The sequence below is a fragment of the Paenibacillus mesophilus genome (assembly GCF_005938385.1).
In the GTDB taxonomy this organism is placed as follows: domain Bacteria; phylum Bacillota; class Bacilli; order Paenibacillales; family NBRC-103111; genus Paenibacillus_AB; species Paenibacillus_AB mesophilus.
Window position 1 is genome coordinate 109,046 of sequence record NZ_VCRA01000003.1, and the last position, 16,489, is coordinate 125,534.

General features: G+C 50.4%; 17 protein-coding genes and 1 tRNA gene. All 18 read right to left on the reverse strand.

The features are described 5' to 3' along the window. Positions 1–169: 169 nt before the first annotated feature. Positions 170–979: a phytanoyl-CoA dioxygenase family protein gene (locus FE783_RS05700; RefSeq protein ID WP_138878385.1), complete on the reverse strand. Its 810-nt coding sequence runs from the start codon at positions 977–979 to the stop codon at positions 170–172. Between the two features lie 67 nt (positions 980–1,046). Continuing rightward, complete coding sequence (locus FE783_RS05705) at positions 1,047–2,345, reverse strand: ABC transporter substrate-binding protein (protein ID WP_158301640.1); 1,299 nt, start codon at positions 2,343–2,345, stop codon at positions 1,047–1,049. 125 nt (positions 2,346–2,470) lie between these two features. After that, positions 2,471–3,472, reverse strand: coding sequence for a LacI family DNA-binding transcriptional regulator (locus FE783_RS05710; RefSeq protein WP_138878387.1), 1,002 nt, complete (start codon positions 3,470–3,472; stop codon positions 2,471–2,473). A gap of 168 nt (positions 3,473–3,640) precedes the next feature. Then, the gene (locus FE783_RS05715) at positions 3,641–4,999 is read right to left on the reverse strand and encodes an ABC transporter substrate-binding protein (RefSeq protein WP_158301641.1); all 1,359 of its coding nucleotides are present in this window, start codon (positions 4,997–4,999) and stop codon (positions 3,641–3,643) included. 34 nt (positions 5,000–5,033) lie between these two features. After that, entirely contained in the window at positions 5,034–6,302 is a 1,269-nt protein-coding gene (locus FE783_RS05720; protein ID WP_158301642.1) for an extracellular solute-binding protein, read from the reverse strand. Between the two features lie 627 nt (positions 6,303–6,929). Further along, complete coding sequence (locus FE783_RS37905; protein ID WP_202916136.1) at positions 6,930–7,088, reverse strand: hypothetical protein; 159 nt, start codon at positions 7,086–7,088, stop codon at positions 6,930–6,932. Between the two features lie 55 nt (positions 7,089–7,143). After that, positions 7,144–7,932, reverse strand: coding sequence for a CheR family methyltransferase (locus FE783_RS05725; RefSeq protein ID WP_138878390.1), 789 nt, complete (start codon positions 7,930–7,932; stop codon positions 7,144–7,146). A gap of 171 nt (positions 7,933–8,103) precedes the next feature. Next, the gene (gene ndk, locus FE783_RS05730) at positions 8,104–8,547 is read right to left on the reverse strand and encodes a nucleoside-diphosphate kinase (RefSeq protein WP_138878391.1); all 444 of its coding nucleotides are present in this window, start codon (positions 8,545–8,547) and stop codon (positions 8,104–8,106) included. Between the two features lie 93 nt (positions 8,548–8,640). After that, positions 8,641–9,615, reverse strand: a complete 975-nt coding sequence (gene hepT / locus FE783_RS05735) for a heptaprenyl diphosphate synthase component II (protein ID WP_138878392.1) — start codon at positions 9,613–9,615, stop codon at positions 8,641–8,643. Between the two features lie 4 nt (positions 9,616–9,619). Then, positions 9,620–10,471, reverse strand: coding sequence for a menaquinone biosynthetic enzyme MqnA/MqnD family protein (locus FE783_RS05740; protein WP_338015781.1), 852 nt, complete (start codon positions 10,469–10,471; stop codon positions 9,620–9,622). Between the two features lie 2 nt (positions 10,472–10,473). Further along, entirely contained in the window at positions 10,474–11,082 is a 609-nt protein-coding gene (locus FE783_RS05745) for a UbiX family flavin prenyltransferase (protein ID WP_138878394.1), read from the reverse strand. Next, positions 11,076–11,951, reverse strand: coding sequence for a UbiA-like polyprenyltransferase (locus FE783_RS05750; RefSeq protein WP_138878395.1), 876 nt, complete (start codon positions 11,949–11,951; stop codon positions 11,076–11,078). Before FE783_RS05750 ends, FE783_RS05745 begins: the two co-directional genes overlap by 7 nt. After that, positions 11,941–12,678: a demethylmenaquinone methyltransferase gene (locus FE783_RS05755; RefSeq protein WP_138878396.1), complete on the reverse strand. Its 738-nt coding sequence runs from the start codon at positions 12,676–12,678 to the stop codon at positions 11,941–11,943. Before FE783_RS05755 ends, FE783_RS05750 begins: the two co-directional genes overlap by 11 nt. Positions 12,679–12,690: 12 nt before the next feature. After that, positions 12,691–13,554 carry a heptaprenyl diphosphate synthase component 1 gene (locus FE783_RS05760; RefSeq protein ID WP_138878397.1) on the reverse strand — a complete coding sequence of 288 codons (864 nt, stop codon included), beginning with the start codon at positions 13,552–13,554 and terminating at the stop codon, positions 12,691–12,693. Positions 13,555–13,656: 102 nt separating this feature from the next. Next, entirely contained in the window at positions 13,657–14,199 is a 543-nt protein-coding gene (locus tag FE783_RS05765; RefSeq protein ID WP_138878398.1) for a hypothetical protein, read from the reverse strand. A gap of 134 nt (positions 14,200–14,333) precedes the next feature. Beyond that, entirely contained in the window at positions 14,334–14,561 is a 228-nt protein-coding gene (mtrB, locus tag FE783_RS05770; protein ID WP_138878399.1) for a trp RNA-binding attenuation protein MtrB, read from the reverse strand. A gap of 185 nt (positions 14,562–14,746) precedes the next feature. After that, a tRNA-Pro gene (locus FE783_RS05775) sits at positions 14,747–14,820 on the reverse strand. Between the two features lie 110 nt (positions 14,821–14,930). Continuing rightward, positions 14,931–16,289, reverse strand: a complete 1,359-nt coding sequence (locus FE783_RS05780) for an IS4 family transposase (protein ID WP_138878400.1) — start codon at positions 16,287–16,289, stop codon at positions 14,931–14,933. Positions 16,290–16,489: the final 200 nt, after the last annotated feature.

The window sequence follows — 16,489 nt, forward strand, 5'->3', positions numbered from 1 at the left end:
AACTCGCAGTTCGCTTTAACGAAGCACCGCTTCGCAGCTGCGTCACTTTAGCGAACCTAAACTTTCTGTATCGTTAAAAGCTTTAGCGCTTTTATGCACCGAATTACCTTTGCTAATTATAGTATAGCGTCCGGGGTTTGACAAGAAATAGGGACCTTCTTTTCGTTTTCTATTTGCCTCTATCATATTGCTTTAAGGGCAGCATCGATTCGGCCGGAACATAATATTTGAACGGATTCGGATCGATCACGCCAAGCAGCTGCTTGCGTATCGGGCCGGAAGACTGAAGAAGCCGATCCGACGCCGTACGGTAATCTATCGGCCGCATCCAGATCGGGCTGTAGCCGAGAAACAGCTGCCGCCTCGTATGACCGGAACGGTTGACGGATCCGGCATGCCACAGATTTTGCCCGAAAACGAACACATCGCCGGGTTTGCCGCATATCTGCACTTCGTCCTGCAGCGCCTCGCGCACATTGTGGTGATCCGGCCGGAAAGGCCGATTGTGCGAGCCTGGCACCACTTTCGTATTCCCCCGATCGGGCTCGGACATATCGCTTAAAATATAACATGTTTTCAAATAATAAAGCGAGGTGATGCCGCTTATGCTAGGAAACTGGGGATGAGGGCCGTCCTGGTGCCAGTTGATAAAACTGCTCGTCGTCGTCTGCTCATCGTTCGGGTTCGGCTTACGAATCGTCAGATGAGAGATATGCAATTGAATGTTGTATCCTAGCAAATTGACTACAAGCGGGAGCAGCGTCGGCTCATCGATAAGGGAAGCGATCTCGTCATGACGTTCAACGCTGTTGTAAATATTGTAAGCCAAAGATTCCGGTTCCTCGGCAACGATTCCGTCAATCGCCGCGTTCAATCTGTCGACCTTCTCCCGCGGCAAAACATCCGGCAGCAGCAAGTATCCCTGCTCGTGAAATTGTTTGGATAATAAAGGGATATCAAGGTTGCTTTGTGTCGTCATTGTGCAGCACTCCTTTTACTCGAGTAAAATATAATGAAAATAAATGAAAAAGCCCTTTCCTTCGCAATCATTTCCCTTTCTCCGCCTCGATCATCTTGTTGATTTCTTCATCCGCCTGCAGCAGTGCCGTATTGACGTCTACCTGGTCCTGCAAGTATTGATTGAACTTGCTATGAACGATTGCTTCGGCTTTACTCCGGTATTGCGAGGAGACCGGATATTGGACCGGCTTGCTTTTGAAAATGCTTTGCAAATGTTTGTCCTTTAAAAACGTCATGCTCATGCCGAACGCTTGTTGAATTTCCGGGCTATGGAGCGAGGAAAGTCTTCCCTGTCTGGAGCTTTCCAGCTGCAATTCGTCCGACGTGACCGTTTGGATGACCTGCATCGCCTGGTCTTTATTTTTGCTGGATTTGGTAACCGCCATCACAAGAACGCTGGCATTGCCGTAAATGTTCGGCCGCTCCGGATAGCTCGGATATTGCGCGACGTCCCAGTTCATTCCTTCGGCCGTCGGCTTCTCCATACTGCTTAACATGTTCAGCCCGAGCAGCATCGCCAAATTTTTCGTTTTAAGGAACGCGTCTGTCGAGCCTTTCGGTTCGTTGCCTGGAATTGCGTAGATCGATTTTACCAAGGTGAACACTTTTTTCCATACTTCCGTATTCATCGATGCTATCTCGGTAACGGGGTTGACCGCGGCGGCGGATAACGGCTGGGCAATCCATATGACTCCGTTTCCCGTGTCCAGACCCCGATACTGCGTACCTCCGTCCAGCCGCGTCGCTTTTTTGGCCAGCTCGACCGTCTGGTCCCAATTCATCCCGTCCGTCGGGTAAGAGGCGCCGAATTTATCGAAAATGTCTTTGTTATAATACAGCGCATGAAAATTCAAGCTGAAAGGAAGCGCATACAATTCATCCCGAGTCGAGGCGATTATGACATCGCGGATAATGTTCGGCTCGAACCGGCTCAAATCGACGCCATGCGTTTTCATCAAGGAGGTCATATCGTAGAGCAAATCCCTGTTCCTATACGAGAGCAGGTTGCCGTTGAAAGTGAAAATGATGTCGGGTGTTTGACCGGATGTGATTAAATCGTTCAAAGTCGTACCGGCCACCGGATTGAATAGCTGGAACGTGATGTTCGGATGCTTTCGCTGCAAATGGTCCGTGATGAGCGAACGCAGCTGATCGTCTACGGATATGCCTTCGATAGCCGCTGTAATCGTTACCGGCTTCGCAGGGATCGTCGATGCCGCTCCGCCGCCCTCGCCACTTGTTTCCGGAGTGCCTCCGGCCCTATTGCAGCCGGCAAGCACGGACACGACCATCAAGGAAATAGCAAGATACCCGCACTTTTTCAATCGCATACCTCCTTAGATTCGTTGAAAACACGTTCAAAAACAATGGATACCTTGCTATGAAATCAACAGCTCCTGTTGTTGCTTGGATTTCACCCCCTTTATATCCGTCGTTCTATGAACTCGGCTCATTTCGCAAGTCGGGTGGATGCCCTTACGATGAGATCCGCTTTCATCGTCATATTGCCGGTGATTTCTCCGTTCATCAGCTTCACCAAGATGTCCATGGCCGGGACATTCAAATGTTCTCGGGGGTAGTGAATCGTCGTCAGCATCGGACTCGTGTGGGAAGACATCAGAATGTCCTCGCACCCTGCGACGGCCAAAGTCCCTGGCACATCGACCCCCGTATCCCGGCATGCCGCAATTACTCCGGCCGCCATCAGGTCGTTCGCACAAACGATCGCCGTGAAGGGAAGATCTGTCATCAGCTTGGATAGAACCGTCTTCATGACGGGATAAGCCTGCTCCAGCTTTCCTCGGCCGTTCAGAAGAAATTGATCGTCGAAGCTGCACTTTTCCCGTGTCATCGCACGCAAAAATGCTTGAAAACGATGCTCATGATGATGGCGCACATTCCCATTCGCCATAAATGCGATGCTTGTATGCCCGCTTTCCTTCAAATGTTTGACGAGACGGGCGAATTCCAGCTCCCAATCCAGATCGATCGCGGGAATATCCGGGTGCGCGACGACGGGTGTCGTAATTGACAAAACCGGAATGCCCATATTATTAAAATGGGCCAGCGTCGTTTTTTTCAAGCTTTGCCCGAGCAGCAGAAGGCCGTCGATCCTGCCCATGAATTGCGATTTCAGCTGCTCCTCCTGATCTTCGATAAAAGGTTGAAAAAATACCGTATATCCTTTCTGTCTGGCGGCCGATTCAATATGCAGCAATATCCCGGACTCGAAAGGGTTCCCGAGATCGTTCACCAACACCGCGAGCTGATGCGATTTTTTCGTCTTCAAGCTGCGCGCCACCAAGTTCGGCTGGTAACCGAGCTCTTGAATCGCGGCGAGCACCTTGCGCCGTGTCTCTTCCTTGACAAACTGCTTGTTGTTCATTACATAGGAAACGACGGCAACCGATACGCCCGCTCGATCCGCCACCTCTTTTCGGGTAATGGGCATTGTCTTGTTCCTCCGAAATTGATTTTACTCGAGTAAAAATAAAGATAAATACGATTAAGAAAATATTACCAAATCCGTTTGCGATAGTCCATACCTTATTATAAAATAAAAAGCGGATTGCGCTGATACGCATATCCGCCGCTTCCGTATAAGGGAGCATCTCGATGCTTATTTTTTCACCGCGTATTCCTCGTCGATCGCCTGCTGTACTCTTTTTTGCATAGCCGCTAAGCCATCCGAATCGCTCTTTCTGCCGTATAAAATATCCGCCATTTCTTCGCTGTTGATTAAATTTACTTTCTGTGCAAGCTGCGTGGACCATACATTGTCGCCGGTGACCGCGAAAACCGTCTTATGCGCATAAAAAGCGTCAAGCTTCCGACCTTCGACCGTCATCATGGAATCTTTGCGCGTCGATAACGATTGTGTCTTCGTCTTCGCTATCTCGGTCGCCATTGTAGTACCGGTTATTGCTTTGATAACTTCCCATGCAACAGCTTTGTTGGGCGAATCCGAGGTGATCCCGAACGGATCGGATACGTAAATTCCGAATATGGACTGGTCGGGTTGTGCCGGATTGATCGGCTCGGTCACAATATCCCATTTGATAGGAGGTATCCCAAGTCCGTTCGATTCAGCCATCGTAGCGATCAGGCTAGGACTATAGAGAGCGATGGCCGCTTCGCCGGATACAAATTTGTTTCTTAGCATGCTGTCGGTTTTGGAAGTGGAGGCTTCCATTTTTTCCGGAGCCAAGTAGATAGCGCCAGTCCGGTAGGCATCGAGAACTATATTGGCAGCCGATCCCGAAGCACCCGTCATATAATTCACAGTTCTTCTGTCACCGCTGAGGAATGGCGCTCCAATACCGGTTGCATAAATAGATGCCATTGTAAAGTGCGTAAAATTCGTATAAATCCCGTAATGCTGTTTCCCATTTTCATTTCGCGCAAGTTTTTTGGCCAATTCCATCATGCTCTGCCAGCTCATATTGTTAGTCGGGTAACTAACGCCCCATCGATCGAATTTCTCTTTATTGTAAAACGTTGCAGTCGAATTAAAGGCAGGCGATAAACTAGTAAGCTTGCCGTTTCCCAAAGCCCTCAGCTGCTCCACCGATGATTCGATAAACACGTTCAGATCGAAAGCATCCTGTTTAATAAACGCCGACAACTCCATTACTTTCCCCGACTTGCTCAATTCTTTGATCAGATTGCTTCCATTGATCAAATCCGGCTTCTGCTCCATAACTTTGTCCGTATCTATGGCGATCGCGAATCTATTGACGATCTGCATCGTCGGTATGACTTGAAACTCGATATCCGGCAAAAGCTTCTTAAGCGCATTGCCATAATCGTTCATAAAACGCTGTTGGTCGAAATAGGCTACCTTCAACGTTTTCTTCACCGGCTCAGGCTGTACTTTCGTGACGGGCTCGCTCGACTTGCCTAAACATCCGGTAAGCGCCATCATGACAGCCGTACCGATGACGGCGCCTGTAATAATCGGTTTTCGCTTTTTTGTCATTACAATTATCCACCATCCCCAGTGCTTCTCATTCTCATTTCTTCGCAGCGGCGAATTCATCCGCCAACGCTTGCTCCGCTCTTTTCTGCAAGGACGCAAGGCCTTCCGTCACCGTCTTCCTTCCGTAAATAATGCCTGTAATTTCTTCGGAACTGAGCGTAGACATTTGCTGAGACAACTGCGGGGACCATTGATTTTTTCCGATAGCCGATGTATCAATGCCGCCAAGCGCATAGAAAGCATCCATTTTACGTCCGTCTACGGCTAGAACATGATCTTTACGGGTGGAAAGCACGTAAGGCTTCGATTTGGCCAATTCGTCCGCCATTTCCGGACCCGTAATCGTCTTTATAAATTGCCACGCGGCCATTTTATCTGGGGTATCCGAAACGATGGCAAATACATCCGTCGCAACAGTGCTATACGCTGTATTCGGATTCGACGGATTCACAGGTTCGGTGACGATATCCCAAGGGAAAGCAGGTATTCCTGCGGCGGCCGCCTTCTTCAACGCCTCTATCAGTCCAGGGTTCGAGTAAGCGAGAGCTGCTTCTCCCGCGATGAACTTGTTACGAAGATACCCCTCCTTCGAGCTTGAAACAGCAGGCGGATTTTCCGGAGGCAAATAAATAGCGCCCGTCCTATATGCTTCCGCCACGACATTTACCCCTGTGCGGTAGGCATCCGATACATAGTTCACCGTCTTTCCCTCGGCATCTCTCGAACTCACCCCCGTTTGGCCTAAATATTGCGATACGAGGAGATACGGGGGTCTGTTAATATCTATGCCGTACTGCTGCTTGCCTTCCTCCACCCGGGCGAACTTTTTGGCCAATTCCAGTACACTGGGCCAGCTCATTTGATTGGTCGGGTAAGGGATTTTCAATTGATCGAATATCGCTTTATTGTAAAATAACGCCGCCGACTGGAACGTCGGTGAAAGTCCGAACAGCATACCGTCTCCGACGGCCCTGATTTGTTCGATTGCCGCACCGGAAAAAGCATTCAAGTCGAACTGATCCTGCTTCACAAGCGGCGACAGCTCCACCAACTTGCCCATTTTTTTCAGATCGGACAGCAGATTCAATCCGTAAATAATATCTGGCTTTTGCTCCAGTATACGGGTGGTATCATAAGTTATCAGTTTCCCTCCGACGATCTCGCCCGAGGGTATCACTTGAATTTGGATATCGGGTCGAATTTTTGCCAAAGAATTCCCATACTCTCTCTTGAACTGATCTTCGCTGAAATAGACTACTTTCAATGTTTTCTTCACCGTCTCGACCGGCTCTTTCGTCACCATCTTCTCCGGTTCCCCCGACTTCCCCAAACACCCCGTAAGCGCTATCATCGCGGTCATGCCTAACAAAATGCATTTACTAATCGAATTACGACTTACTGTCATCAGTGGCAGCACCATCCCCATATAAAAACTAGTATTCCATTAATAATGTTGTCCGAATATAACAACACATACATAATATGGTATCACACTATTGGGAAAATTTGTAGTCATCCCACCTAAGAGGTGAACGCGCAACCAGGCATTGAAAATAAGTGTAGTTCGGTAGTAAAAATTCCACGAAAAAAAGCTTCATGACAAAGTCATGACGCGGCTGGTCAGCACATATGATCGTTCCCTACACGATACCTACAGCAAATACGCCTTACCTAATCCCCACAAACTGAAAGCGAGTACTAAGACCGTTCACGAAAGTGAACCGTCTTAGTACAGCAGCGTTCCAAGCACACAGCAGCGCCGAAGCGCCGATTCCCACACTTGAAGCGGGGTCTCGGGGCGGCAGCCATGAGTCCTCCCCCTTGGCAAAGGGGGAAAGAGGGGGATCGGTCATTAATAGGGGGATCGAAAAACCACAAAAAAGCACGCCCCGCCAGGGACATGCTTTACGATCGATGTCATTTTGTTCAATCATCCGTTAACGGGCTGCGGGTAGATCCGGGACGGGTCGGCCTTCAAGTCGTTCACCATTCCCATTACTTGCGTCGAATCGATCCCGAGAATTTGCGCACACTCCTGGATCGTGATGAATCCGCGCCGATAAGCCATAATGACCTTCCGTTTATCCATAAGGGTAAAACCTCCTGATCGTTCTACACCTTAGTATAGGAATTTATGGAAGCCTTTATACATGCGCCGTCCGTTTCCGGTAAATAAACGTATCCGCCGTCTCGAATTCGTATTGGCCGGGCGAGAAAATTTGCTCCGTGCTGCCGACGAACAGCAGGCCTCCCGGCTTCAAGGCCCGGCTGAATTTATGATACAGCAGATGCTTCGCCTCTTCGGTAAAATAGATCATCACATTGCGGCAAATGATCAGGTCGAATTGGGTGTCGAACGGATCGTGGAGCAAATTCTGCTTCGAGAAGCGGATTTGCTTCTTCAGCAAATCGACGATCGAAAACGTCATATCTTTCTGGTGGAAATATTTTTTGATATACGTCTGCGGCACGTCGCGAAGCGACCGATCCGGATAGATGGCCCGCCGCGCCTTCTCAAGCGCCCCCTCGTCGATATCGGTAGCCACGATTTGCGACGATTCGAGCACGCCGAGCTCAGCCATGATCATGGCGAGGGTATAAGGCTCTTCCCCTGTCGAGCATGCGGCGCTCCAGCATTTCAGCCTGCGGGAGACGCGGGCCATCTCGGGAATGAACTTGCGCTCCAATACTTCCCACCGGTTCGGATTGCGCCAAAACTCGGATACGTTAATCGTCATGCGATCCAGAAACTCGTAATACAGCTCCTTGTCCCGGACCATTGCATCGAAGAACGCCGTGAAGGAAGCGAATCCTTTCTTCGTGTATAACGTAGTGAGCCTCCGTTTCATTTGCGCTTCCTTGTACTGGGACAAGTCAATCGCCGAATATTGTTTCACTTTCTTTATGAACGTCGTGAAATCCAGGTCTTCCACCCTTGTCACCCCTAAGAAGATATACAGAGCTACTGCGTAGTAATGCATACGCTACTGCTTTTTCAATCGCAGCAGCTCTTGCGCTAGAAAAGAAAAAAATCCCGCATGCATTTATTCCATGCATACGGGACTTTTTCCTCCTTGCTAATGGGGAACGGTGTCGAAAAATTGTTAAATCCATTGCTGAATCGTCTTCGAATAATCGAGCAGCTCTTCCGGCTCGAAGAAAATATTGATCTCCCTTACCGCGTTTTCGGGAGAATCGGAGCCATGTATAATATTGCGGTTCGTATGTACGGCATATTCGCCTCGGATCGTTCCAGGTGCGGCTTCAAGCGTATTGGTTTTGCCCATCATGATTCTGGAGATGGCGATGACTTGATCGCCCTGCCATACCATCGCAAAAACGGGGCCGGACGTGATGAAGTTCATCAAGTCTTCATAGTAGGGTCTGCCGTGGTGCTCGGCATAGTGCGCTTCCGCTTTTTCCTTCGAAACCATCATCAGCTTGCTGGCAATCAGCGTAAATCCCCGGCGCTCGAAACGGCTCACGATTTCACCGATAAGACCTCTTTGCACACCATCCGGCTTGATCATCAAAAACGTTCTCTCCATAAACGATCCCCTCCGCACAAGCAAATTGTATCAACCATTGTTGGCTGATTTATGGGAAACCATACGTGACGGTCACCCGACAAAATAGCGCAATCAATAAGAACGGTTGCCGATAAAATAGGCGATATCGATCAAATCCCGCTTCGCACGAATATCCGGCAAAACGGACAAAGCATCGATGGCCCGATCGATGTAACGGGACGACAGCTTGTCTGCTGCCTCTATGTAAGGACCGTTGCGAATCATACGCAGAAACGGCGTGACATCCGTCTGTCCGTCGGCGATACGGATTCGCTCGATCTCGTCCAACAGGGCGTCGCGGATACGCGGATCTTCCAGCGCGCAAAGAACCGGGAGGGTAAGGTTTCCTTGGCGAATATCGCTGCCGGGAGGCTTGCCCAGTTCTTTCTCCGTTCCGGTTAAATCTAATATATCGTCGCGAATTTGGAACGCCATTCCTACGTTATAGCCGAATTTATACAAGATGTTATGAACGGCATCGTCGGCCTCCGCGGCCACCGCTCCTAGCTGGCAGCTGATCGCGATGAGCAGCGCCGTCTTCCGTTTAATGCGGAGCAAGTAGTTGCGAAGCGTCTGATCCGTCCGGAAGAAATAACGGATTTGCTCGATTTCCCCGACAGTCAGCTCCACGATAGCGTTGGACAAAATTTGATGGATTCTCGGATCGTTCAACTGCGCCGCCACAGTCAGCGCTTTGGCGAAAATATAATCGCCGGTATACATCGCGATGCGGTTATCCCATTTCGAACGGACGGTCAGCCGTCCTCTTCTCGTATCCGCATCGTCTATGACATCGTCATGAACGAGGGTCGCCATATGAATCAATTCAAGCGGCACCGCGATATGCTGCACCCGCTGCAGGTCGTACCGTCCGAACTGGGCGGAGAGCAAGACGAAGACGGGACGAATCCGTTTGCCCCCCGCTTTCAATAGATGAAGCGAGGTTTCCCTCAGCATCGCATGTTCGGTTTGAACGCTCTCCTCCAGCTCCCGCTCGACGTAAGCGATGTCTTTTTTCATTCGAGCATAAATATCCAATAGTTTCATTACGTCACCTGGTTACGGAATTATCGGTCCACATGTGGAGCGGCGCCGGTTCGCGCAGCAGCCCCAGCTCATTCGCATAGCGGAAATACAGGCTTAGCCCCCTCCTCTGCTCCGGACCGAAATCATGACTCAAATTATGAAAGTAGCCGCGCCAATAATCCAATGTACCGCCGATTTCGGCTTGCGCTTGCCGGACGATCGGCTCCGGATTGGCCAAGCCTGCCGCTTTGCTCTGCAAAAAGGAGTCGTGCACAGCGGCTACAAGGTCCGGATGCTCCCTGATCGTTTGCTTGCGAACGGCCCATACCGCGAATGACATCCATTGTCCGGTGTACTGCTGCCATAGTCCGCCCATATCGGACACTTCATACGGTGTGTCGGCCCAACTGGCCCGGATGGCGTCGTCGCCGATGAGCAGCGCCGCATCTGCATGTTTCATCATTGTATCCAAAGACGGCGCCGCATACACATAGTTCGGCGAGACGCCGACAAAAACGCGAAGTATGATTTTCAGCAGATTGACCGTGGTAGCCGAAGTCGTCGGCAGTACAACCGTGCAACCGTCCAGCTCCCGGAGAGGTTTTTTATGGAAAAGAAGCAAGGAATTCACTTTGCCGTAGGCGCTGACGGAAAGCTCGGGAAAAAGCTCGTACCGGTCGTGCGACTCCGCGTACGCAAACGAAGAGATCGCCCCCATATCGACCTCCCCGGCCAGCATCGCCCGGTTCAGTCCGGTCGGGACTTGCTCGATCCACTTCAGTCTGGAGCCGAATCTTTCGTGAGGAAAAAAGTGATAAATAGGCCAAACGTTCGTGTAATTGATTTTCCCGATGCGTATTAGCGAATCTTGGTGCATATTCATGCATCTCCCCATCGTCGAAACAATTCGTTGTCGATTCCCATGTTATCCATCACTTTGCCGACCATAAAGTCGACGAGCTCGTCCATCGATAAAGGTCTATGATAATAAGCCGGCATAGCCGGGACGATACTGACGCCCATACGGGAAAGCTTCAGCATATTCTCCAGGTGGATGGCGTGCAGCGGCGTTTCCCTCGGCACGAGGATCAGCTTGCGGCCTTCCTTCAGCATGACGTCGGCCGCGCGCTCCAATAAATTGCCGGATGCTCCGTGAGCAATCCCGGACAGCGTTCCCATGCTGCACGGCACGATTGCCATGCCTGCGGTCCGAAAAGAACCGCTTGCTATACTTGCACCGATATCGCCGATCGGGTAGTAGCGCGGTTTGAGCGCGAAACGCTCGAATTTGAGCTCAAGCGTCCGCTGACGGTGGGCCGAATCCCAATCAAGCTCTTCGTGCAGCACACGCCAGCCCGCATCCGTAATGACAAGATGAACCGGCAAATCGCGCTCGAGCAGCGCCTCGCACAGTCTGACGCCGTATACGGCTCCGCTCGCACCGGTCAAACCGACTACCCAGCCGGGACGGTTGTTGCTCTCTACCATAAGTAGCGCACCACCAGATCGAGGAATGTGAAAGAAAACACAACCACGCTCAGAACGCCATTCATCGTGAAGAACGCTGTGTTCAGCTTGGACAAGTCGTTCGGAGACACGATGTAGTGCTCATAGAACATGATGACGTAGGATACGACCAACCCCGCCAAATACCACCAGCTCAAGTTGGTCATGAGAAACAAGCACATCAAGCCGACGGCGGTAAAGACATGGAACAAACGGGCCAGCAATAAAGCCCGCGCGATGCCGAATCGGCTCGGAATCGAGTGAAGCCCTTCTTTACGGTCGTAATCGGCATCCTGGCATGCGTATATGACATCGAAGCCGGCTGTCCAGAAGGCGACGCTCAAATAAAGCACGACCGCAGTCCAATCGATGCTGCCCGTCACGGCTACCCATCCGCCGAGCGGTGCAAGCGCAATCGTCAAACCGAGAATAAGATGACAAGCCCATGTAAATCGCTTCGTGTAAGAATATATAACGGTCATAAAGACGGCAATCGGCAGAAGCTTCATCGCTAACGGGCTTAAATTCGCCGCCGCCCAGAACAACAGGGCGAACGAGATGACGATGAACAGCAGTACTTCGAGCGACGACAACAGCCCTGCCGGAATGGCCCGGTTTGCCGTACGGGGATTTTTTTTGTCTATCGCTTTGTCAATCAGCCTGTTAAGCCCCATGGCGGCGCTCCTCGCCCCGACCATCGCTAAGATAATCCACCCGATCTGGGCCCAGGAGGGGAGAGCGTCGAATTGAACGACCGATCCGAGCACCGCCCCCATGAACGCGAAAGGCAGCGCGAAAATCGTATGCTCGAATTTGATCATTTCCAAAAAGATTTTGACTTTATTCCACAAAACCGGCACCCTCCCGTTTCCTCTTTACCCCGATATGAAGTGCGGCGACGCCGCCCGTAAGCGGATATGCGCGAACGTTCTCGAGGCCGATGCGCCGGAAAATGTCGGCCAGCTGTTTATGGTCCGGAAAATGAACAAGCGACTCCGGGAGCCACTTGTATTGCTCATAACGTTTGGCGACCAGCTTGCCGATCAACGGGAGCACGCGTTGAAAATAAAAATAGTAAATCGACTTGAACGGCTGCCACGTCGGCTTCGACAATTCGAGGGAGACGACAAGCCCCCCCGGCTTGACGACCCTCTCCATTTCGCTCAGCACCTTCTCCAAGTCGGGTACGTTCCGAAGGGCGAAGCCGATAGTGGCATAATCGAAGCTGTTGTCCTCGAACGGCAGCTGCATCGCATTCCCGTGAATGAGCGAGATTTGCTTGTCCAAGCCGAGCTTGGCGATTTTCTGTTCTCCGAAATCGAGCATGTTCCGGCTGAAATCGAGTCCTACTACGTTCCCCGTCGCGCTCGCCTCGGCCAAGCTTACCGTCCAATCGCAAGTTCCGCAGCAGACGTCGAGCGCGGTCGCGCCGGGTTTGACGTCCATATGCCGCATCGTAAATTTGCGCCAAGCTTTATGACGGCGGAAGCTGAGCAAGTCGTTCATCAAATCGTACTTCGGGGCGATGTTCTCAAATACCGAGTGCACGAACCGTTCCTTGTTTGTCTTCATCTCCATATTCGGTTCACCTCACACTTCTTCCAACGCCCGCGTAGCCGTCAGCGCCTTGGCGAACGGATCTCCGATCCGGTTCAGCTCGTTCACCAGCTTCTCCGAGTCGAACTGCCGGATTTTGTCCGACAGCAGCTTAAACTGAAGCTCGAGCATTTGGAGCAGCGTCGCGCGAACATTGTATTTGTGGAAAAGCATCCGCAGCTTGCCGGGATCGGTATCCCCTTGCTGGAGCTGCTTCCTCTCCTCTTTCGTACCGACTTGCAGCAAATGCCAAAAAGCCCATCCGGATCGAACGTCGTTCCCCTTCTCGAGGCGGTGCAGCTCGTCCAGAAGCACTTCACAGCGCGTATATCCTTGCAGCATATCGTGCCAGCTGTTCGGCTTCAGCCCTTCCAGCACCCGGGAAAACGTCAAGTACAGCTGCATCTTGATCGTGACCGAAGCTTGAACGTACTCCTCCGCCGTCATTTTCCATTGCCTCATGCGCAGGTATAAATTCATCTTCAGCTTGTTCACCTCGCATATGGCGAACGCCATATGACGGGTCATCTCCACTTGTCCGGCTTGGGCCAATAGCTGATAAAACCGGCTGCTGAAGTAATCCCCCGCAAGCACTTTCAGCTGCCGGGAGCGGGCTTCCTTCTTTTCTTTGCGTTCGTTCGTTTCCGACACGAGGTCATGCGTATCGAGACCCATTTGGGCGAGGGACACGACGATGGCGTAAAGCTCGCTATTATCGACAAGATCCGAGCTTTTGCGCAGGAACGCGTACAAAAGCTGTGAACGAAAATTCGGTAGCTCCGGCAATTCCGTATGATCCCGGATCATATCATATTCAGTGTAAGGTTTCGTCGCATCCGCAACCGAGTAACTGTTCATACATGCCTCCGTGCCGCCGACAAGCGTCAATATTGCGTTCTTCCGTGCATCCAAATCATTATATCACAACAGCAAGCGCAGCGCACAATCTATTGTACATCTTCAGCGGCGATGCCGGTCAAGCCACTTATGCGTGTAAGTGAGGCTAAAATGTGAACTTAAAAACTGTTCTTTCGTTTCTTTCGTCTGCATTTCCGTTTGCTTGGAGGCTCCGGCGCTAAGGTCTGACCGTTTCGCATCCATCGCCAGCAGCAATTGGGGGTTTTCGCTGCCGGTTGTCGAATATTCCATTACCCGGATCAGCAGCTGCTTTACGTTTTTCGTACCCGCGAAGCCGAGACGGGCCAGCTCGTACAGATCGTCGTAAATCGGATCGGAATTCGTTTCGTTCGGCTTCGATTTCAAATCGACCGATAATATCGTATCATTCCATTCGACATGCGAAATATCCAGATGAAGCGGATACCGGACAAACAGATCGACGAGATTGCGGTCGGTAAGTGAAAGGGCATAATCGGCGCGGAATACGGGAGCGTCCGTACCGCCTATCTGCACGGTGCGGTCCAGCTTCGGCACTAGCGACAGCATTGCGGCGAATCCGATGGAAACAAGCAAGGCGATCGACGCCCTTTGGTACGATTTCACGACAGTTCCCTCCCGATACGGCTCTTATCTACATTGTACATAATAAAAAGGCAGGCTATGCCTGCCTTTCGCACGTTTTCGGGGGAAGGAACCGTCATCTCAAGGCCGATACGTTATCTGCGACAGCTTCCAAATTACTCCTCGGTATTCACCGTGCCGAACCGGGTCATTACGATCGCTTTGCCGCGGATTTTGACCGCCGAAGTATGCTCTGTAAACTGCGCGATCATAATTTCCCCTTTGTCCAGCTTCTCCGTATGGTGAAACCTCGTATCGTGTCCGCGCGTCAGTCCGATAACGTGAACGCCGTTTTCCTTTGCCTTTATCACAAAATAGTCGCCTTGCACCGTCTCATTGCTCATGTAAAGGTTCATCCTCTCTCTTCTCGACTCGGCTGTATTCCATTCCATCCTATCATGCGAAAATAGGTGCCGTTTGTCAAACGGTTATGCGTGAATAAAGGCCACTCCTGCCGTGTATGTAGAATACGCCGGAAGCAGTGGCCCTTATTGCGGGTAAATAATCTGATGCGAAAACTGCAAAATGATCGGAGTAACACGATTTGAACGTGCGACCTCACCCACCCCAAGGGTGCGCGCTACCAGGCTGCGCTATACCCCGACGATAAAAACGAATAGCTAAAGCTAATCCAATACTACCAAAGTTATATATTGCTAAATGACATTATAAAATGTTTGACGGCAATTGTAAAGTATTTGTTAGTTATTTACTCAAGTTTCGCAGCTTAATTTTGGCATCAAAGCCTTGATATAACTCGGCAAACTTGAAATCCATTGCTGTACTTGACTTAAAATGGCAGACTTCTCCCGTTTGTTCTTCGTTTGGGAGAGCTCAAGGAAGAAAGAGAAGATTTGCTGCAAAGCAGCTTTCAGGTCGAGGTCTCGGACTTCGTCGGAAAACTGAAAAAATAACCCGCCTAGTGAACGTTGATCTTGATGTTCACGTCGTTCCCACTCCATTAAAAGATAGCGAGTGAAGACAATCGTCGTATGGCTGATCAGCATATCAAAAGAACGGCCTTGGAACTCGGTTCCCAGCTTCAAATAAGACTTTGTGAATTTGAAGAAGGTTTCGATGTTCCATCGTATCCCGTAAATGCGGACAACTTCAGCATCCGTCAGTTCTACATCCGTGCTCAGTATGGCAAGCCATTCCCTACGGCTATTGCGATTTTGAACGAAAACTAATTTGATCGGCAATCCACAATCCGTCCGTACAAGGATCGAACCGAGCAGTTCTTTTTTGGTGGACCGAGGTAGTCCTGCGTGCAGTTCTTTTAGCGACATTCGTTTGTTGCCAACCTGGTAACGCTGTTTCATATCTTTGATCATACCGATCACATGTAAGCCTTTCGACATCAGGCTACGTAGCAACGGGGCTTGGGTGAACCAGCTATCCATCAAAACAAAATCCGCCGCAAATCCAAGCTGAAGAGCACGATCCAAGAGCGCTACGACGGCATCCGGCTTGCGAGAAAAAGCTTCCATACGCCGTTTGTATCCTTGCGTACGTTTGGATAGACGCTCCTTCATTTCGCAGAAACGATTCGTTAGTTTGGCGGAACTAAGCATAACAAAATCGATGGGTGCAAAGCTGAATCCGTCCGACCATCCAAGCGTCAGCATGTTGTACCCTCTCACGAAACGCCCCGTCGTATGGTCATGAACGCGTGCCAATAATTCTGCCTTTTTACAACGGTTTCGTTTCAGGACGGAGTCGTCCACAATAAAGGCACGAATGCGAGTGGCAGAGGTAAGCGACTCAAAGTGCTGGACGATCTTCAAGCTTAGCATCTGGAAGAACCGACGCCATGCAAACCCGGGATGATTCAGGAAACGGTAAACAACATCTTTTCCGGGCAGTGATGAACGGTGACTGCTTTCGAGCAAGCGAGACCAACTACGCTGCTGAAAAACTAACGTGAAGATGAGCTGGAAAACAGCAAGTGCCGGAAGGCCAAACGATTTTCGAATACCCGCTTGGCGGAGTAAATTGCCCAACTTCAAAGTAGCAAACATGCTTGAAAAGCGTTCCTCACACTTTTCAGACAGGGAGATGTGGTGTAATATAAAGGTTACGCACCTTTCTTGTTTGGAATGGTAATCTCGACAATTCCCATTTTACCAAACATAAAAGGTGTTTTTCTGTCAAGTTTGCTAGTTTTATGCCGAAATGTCAGTATCCTCAACACCTAAACGCGTTTTTCAAGCTGCGAAACTTGAGTTATTTATTGGGTTGGAATTAAGAAACAAATTCCGACTTCCATTGC

Coding starts and splice junctions, on each gene's coding strand:
- FE783_RS37905 (WP_202916136.1), bottom strand. CDS start 7,088: ATGGATAAACGGAAGGTCATTATGGCTTATCGGCGCGGATTCATCACG.
- FE783_RS05700 (WP_138878385.1), bottom strand. CDS start 979: ATGACGACACAAAGCAACCTTGATATCCCTTTATTATCCAAACAATTT.
- hepT (WP_138878392.1), bottom strand. CDS start 9,615: ATGAAACTATTGGATATTTATGCTCGAATGAAAAAAGACATCGCTTAC.
- FE783_RS05715 (WP_158301641.1), bottom strand. CDS start 4,999: ATGACAAAAAAGCGAAAACCGATTATTACAGGCGCCGTCATCGGTACG.
- FE783_RS05755 (WP_138878396.1), bottom strand. CDS start 12,678: ATGGAGATGAAGACAAACAAGGAACGGTTCGTGCACTCGGTATTTGAG.
- FE783_RS05745 (WP_138878394.1), bottom strand. CDS start 11,082: ATGGTAGAGAGCAACAACCGTCCCGGCTGGGTAGTCGGTTTGACCGGT.
- FE783_RS05740 (WP_338015781.1), bottom strand. CDS start 10,471: ATGCACCAAGATTCGCTAATACGCATCGGGAAAATCAATTACACGAAC.
- FE783_RS05720 (WP_158301642.1), bottom strand. CDS start 6,302: ATGGTGACGAAAGAGCCGGTCGAGACGGTGAAGAAAACATTGAAAGTA.
- FE783_RS05710 (WP_138878387.1), bottom strand. CDS start 3,472: ATGCCCATTACCCGAAAAGAGGTGGCGGATCGAGCGGGCGTATCGGTT.
- mtrB (WP_138878399.1), bottom strand. CDS start 14,561: ATGAGCAATGAGACGGTGCAAGGCGACTATTTTGTGATAAAGGCAAAG.
- FE783_RS05760 (WP_138878397.1), bottom strand. CDS start 13,554: ATGAACAGTTACTCGGTTGCGGATGCGACGAAACCTTACACTGAATAT.
- ndk (WP_138878391.1), bottom strand. CDS start 8,547: ATGGAGAGAACGTTTTTGATGATCAAGCCGGATGGTGTGCAAAGAGGT.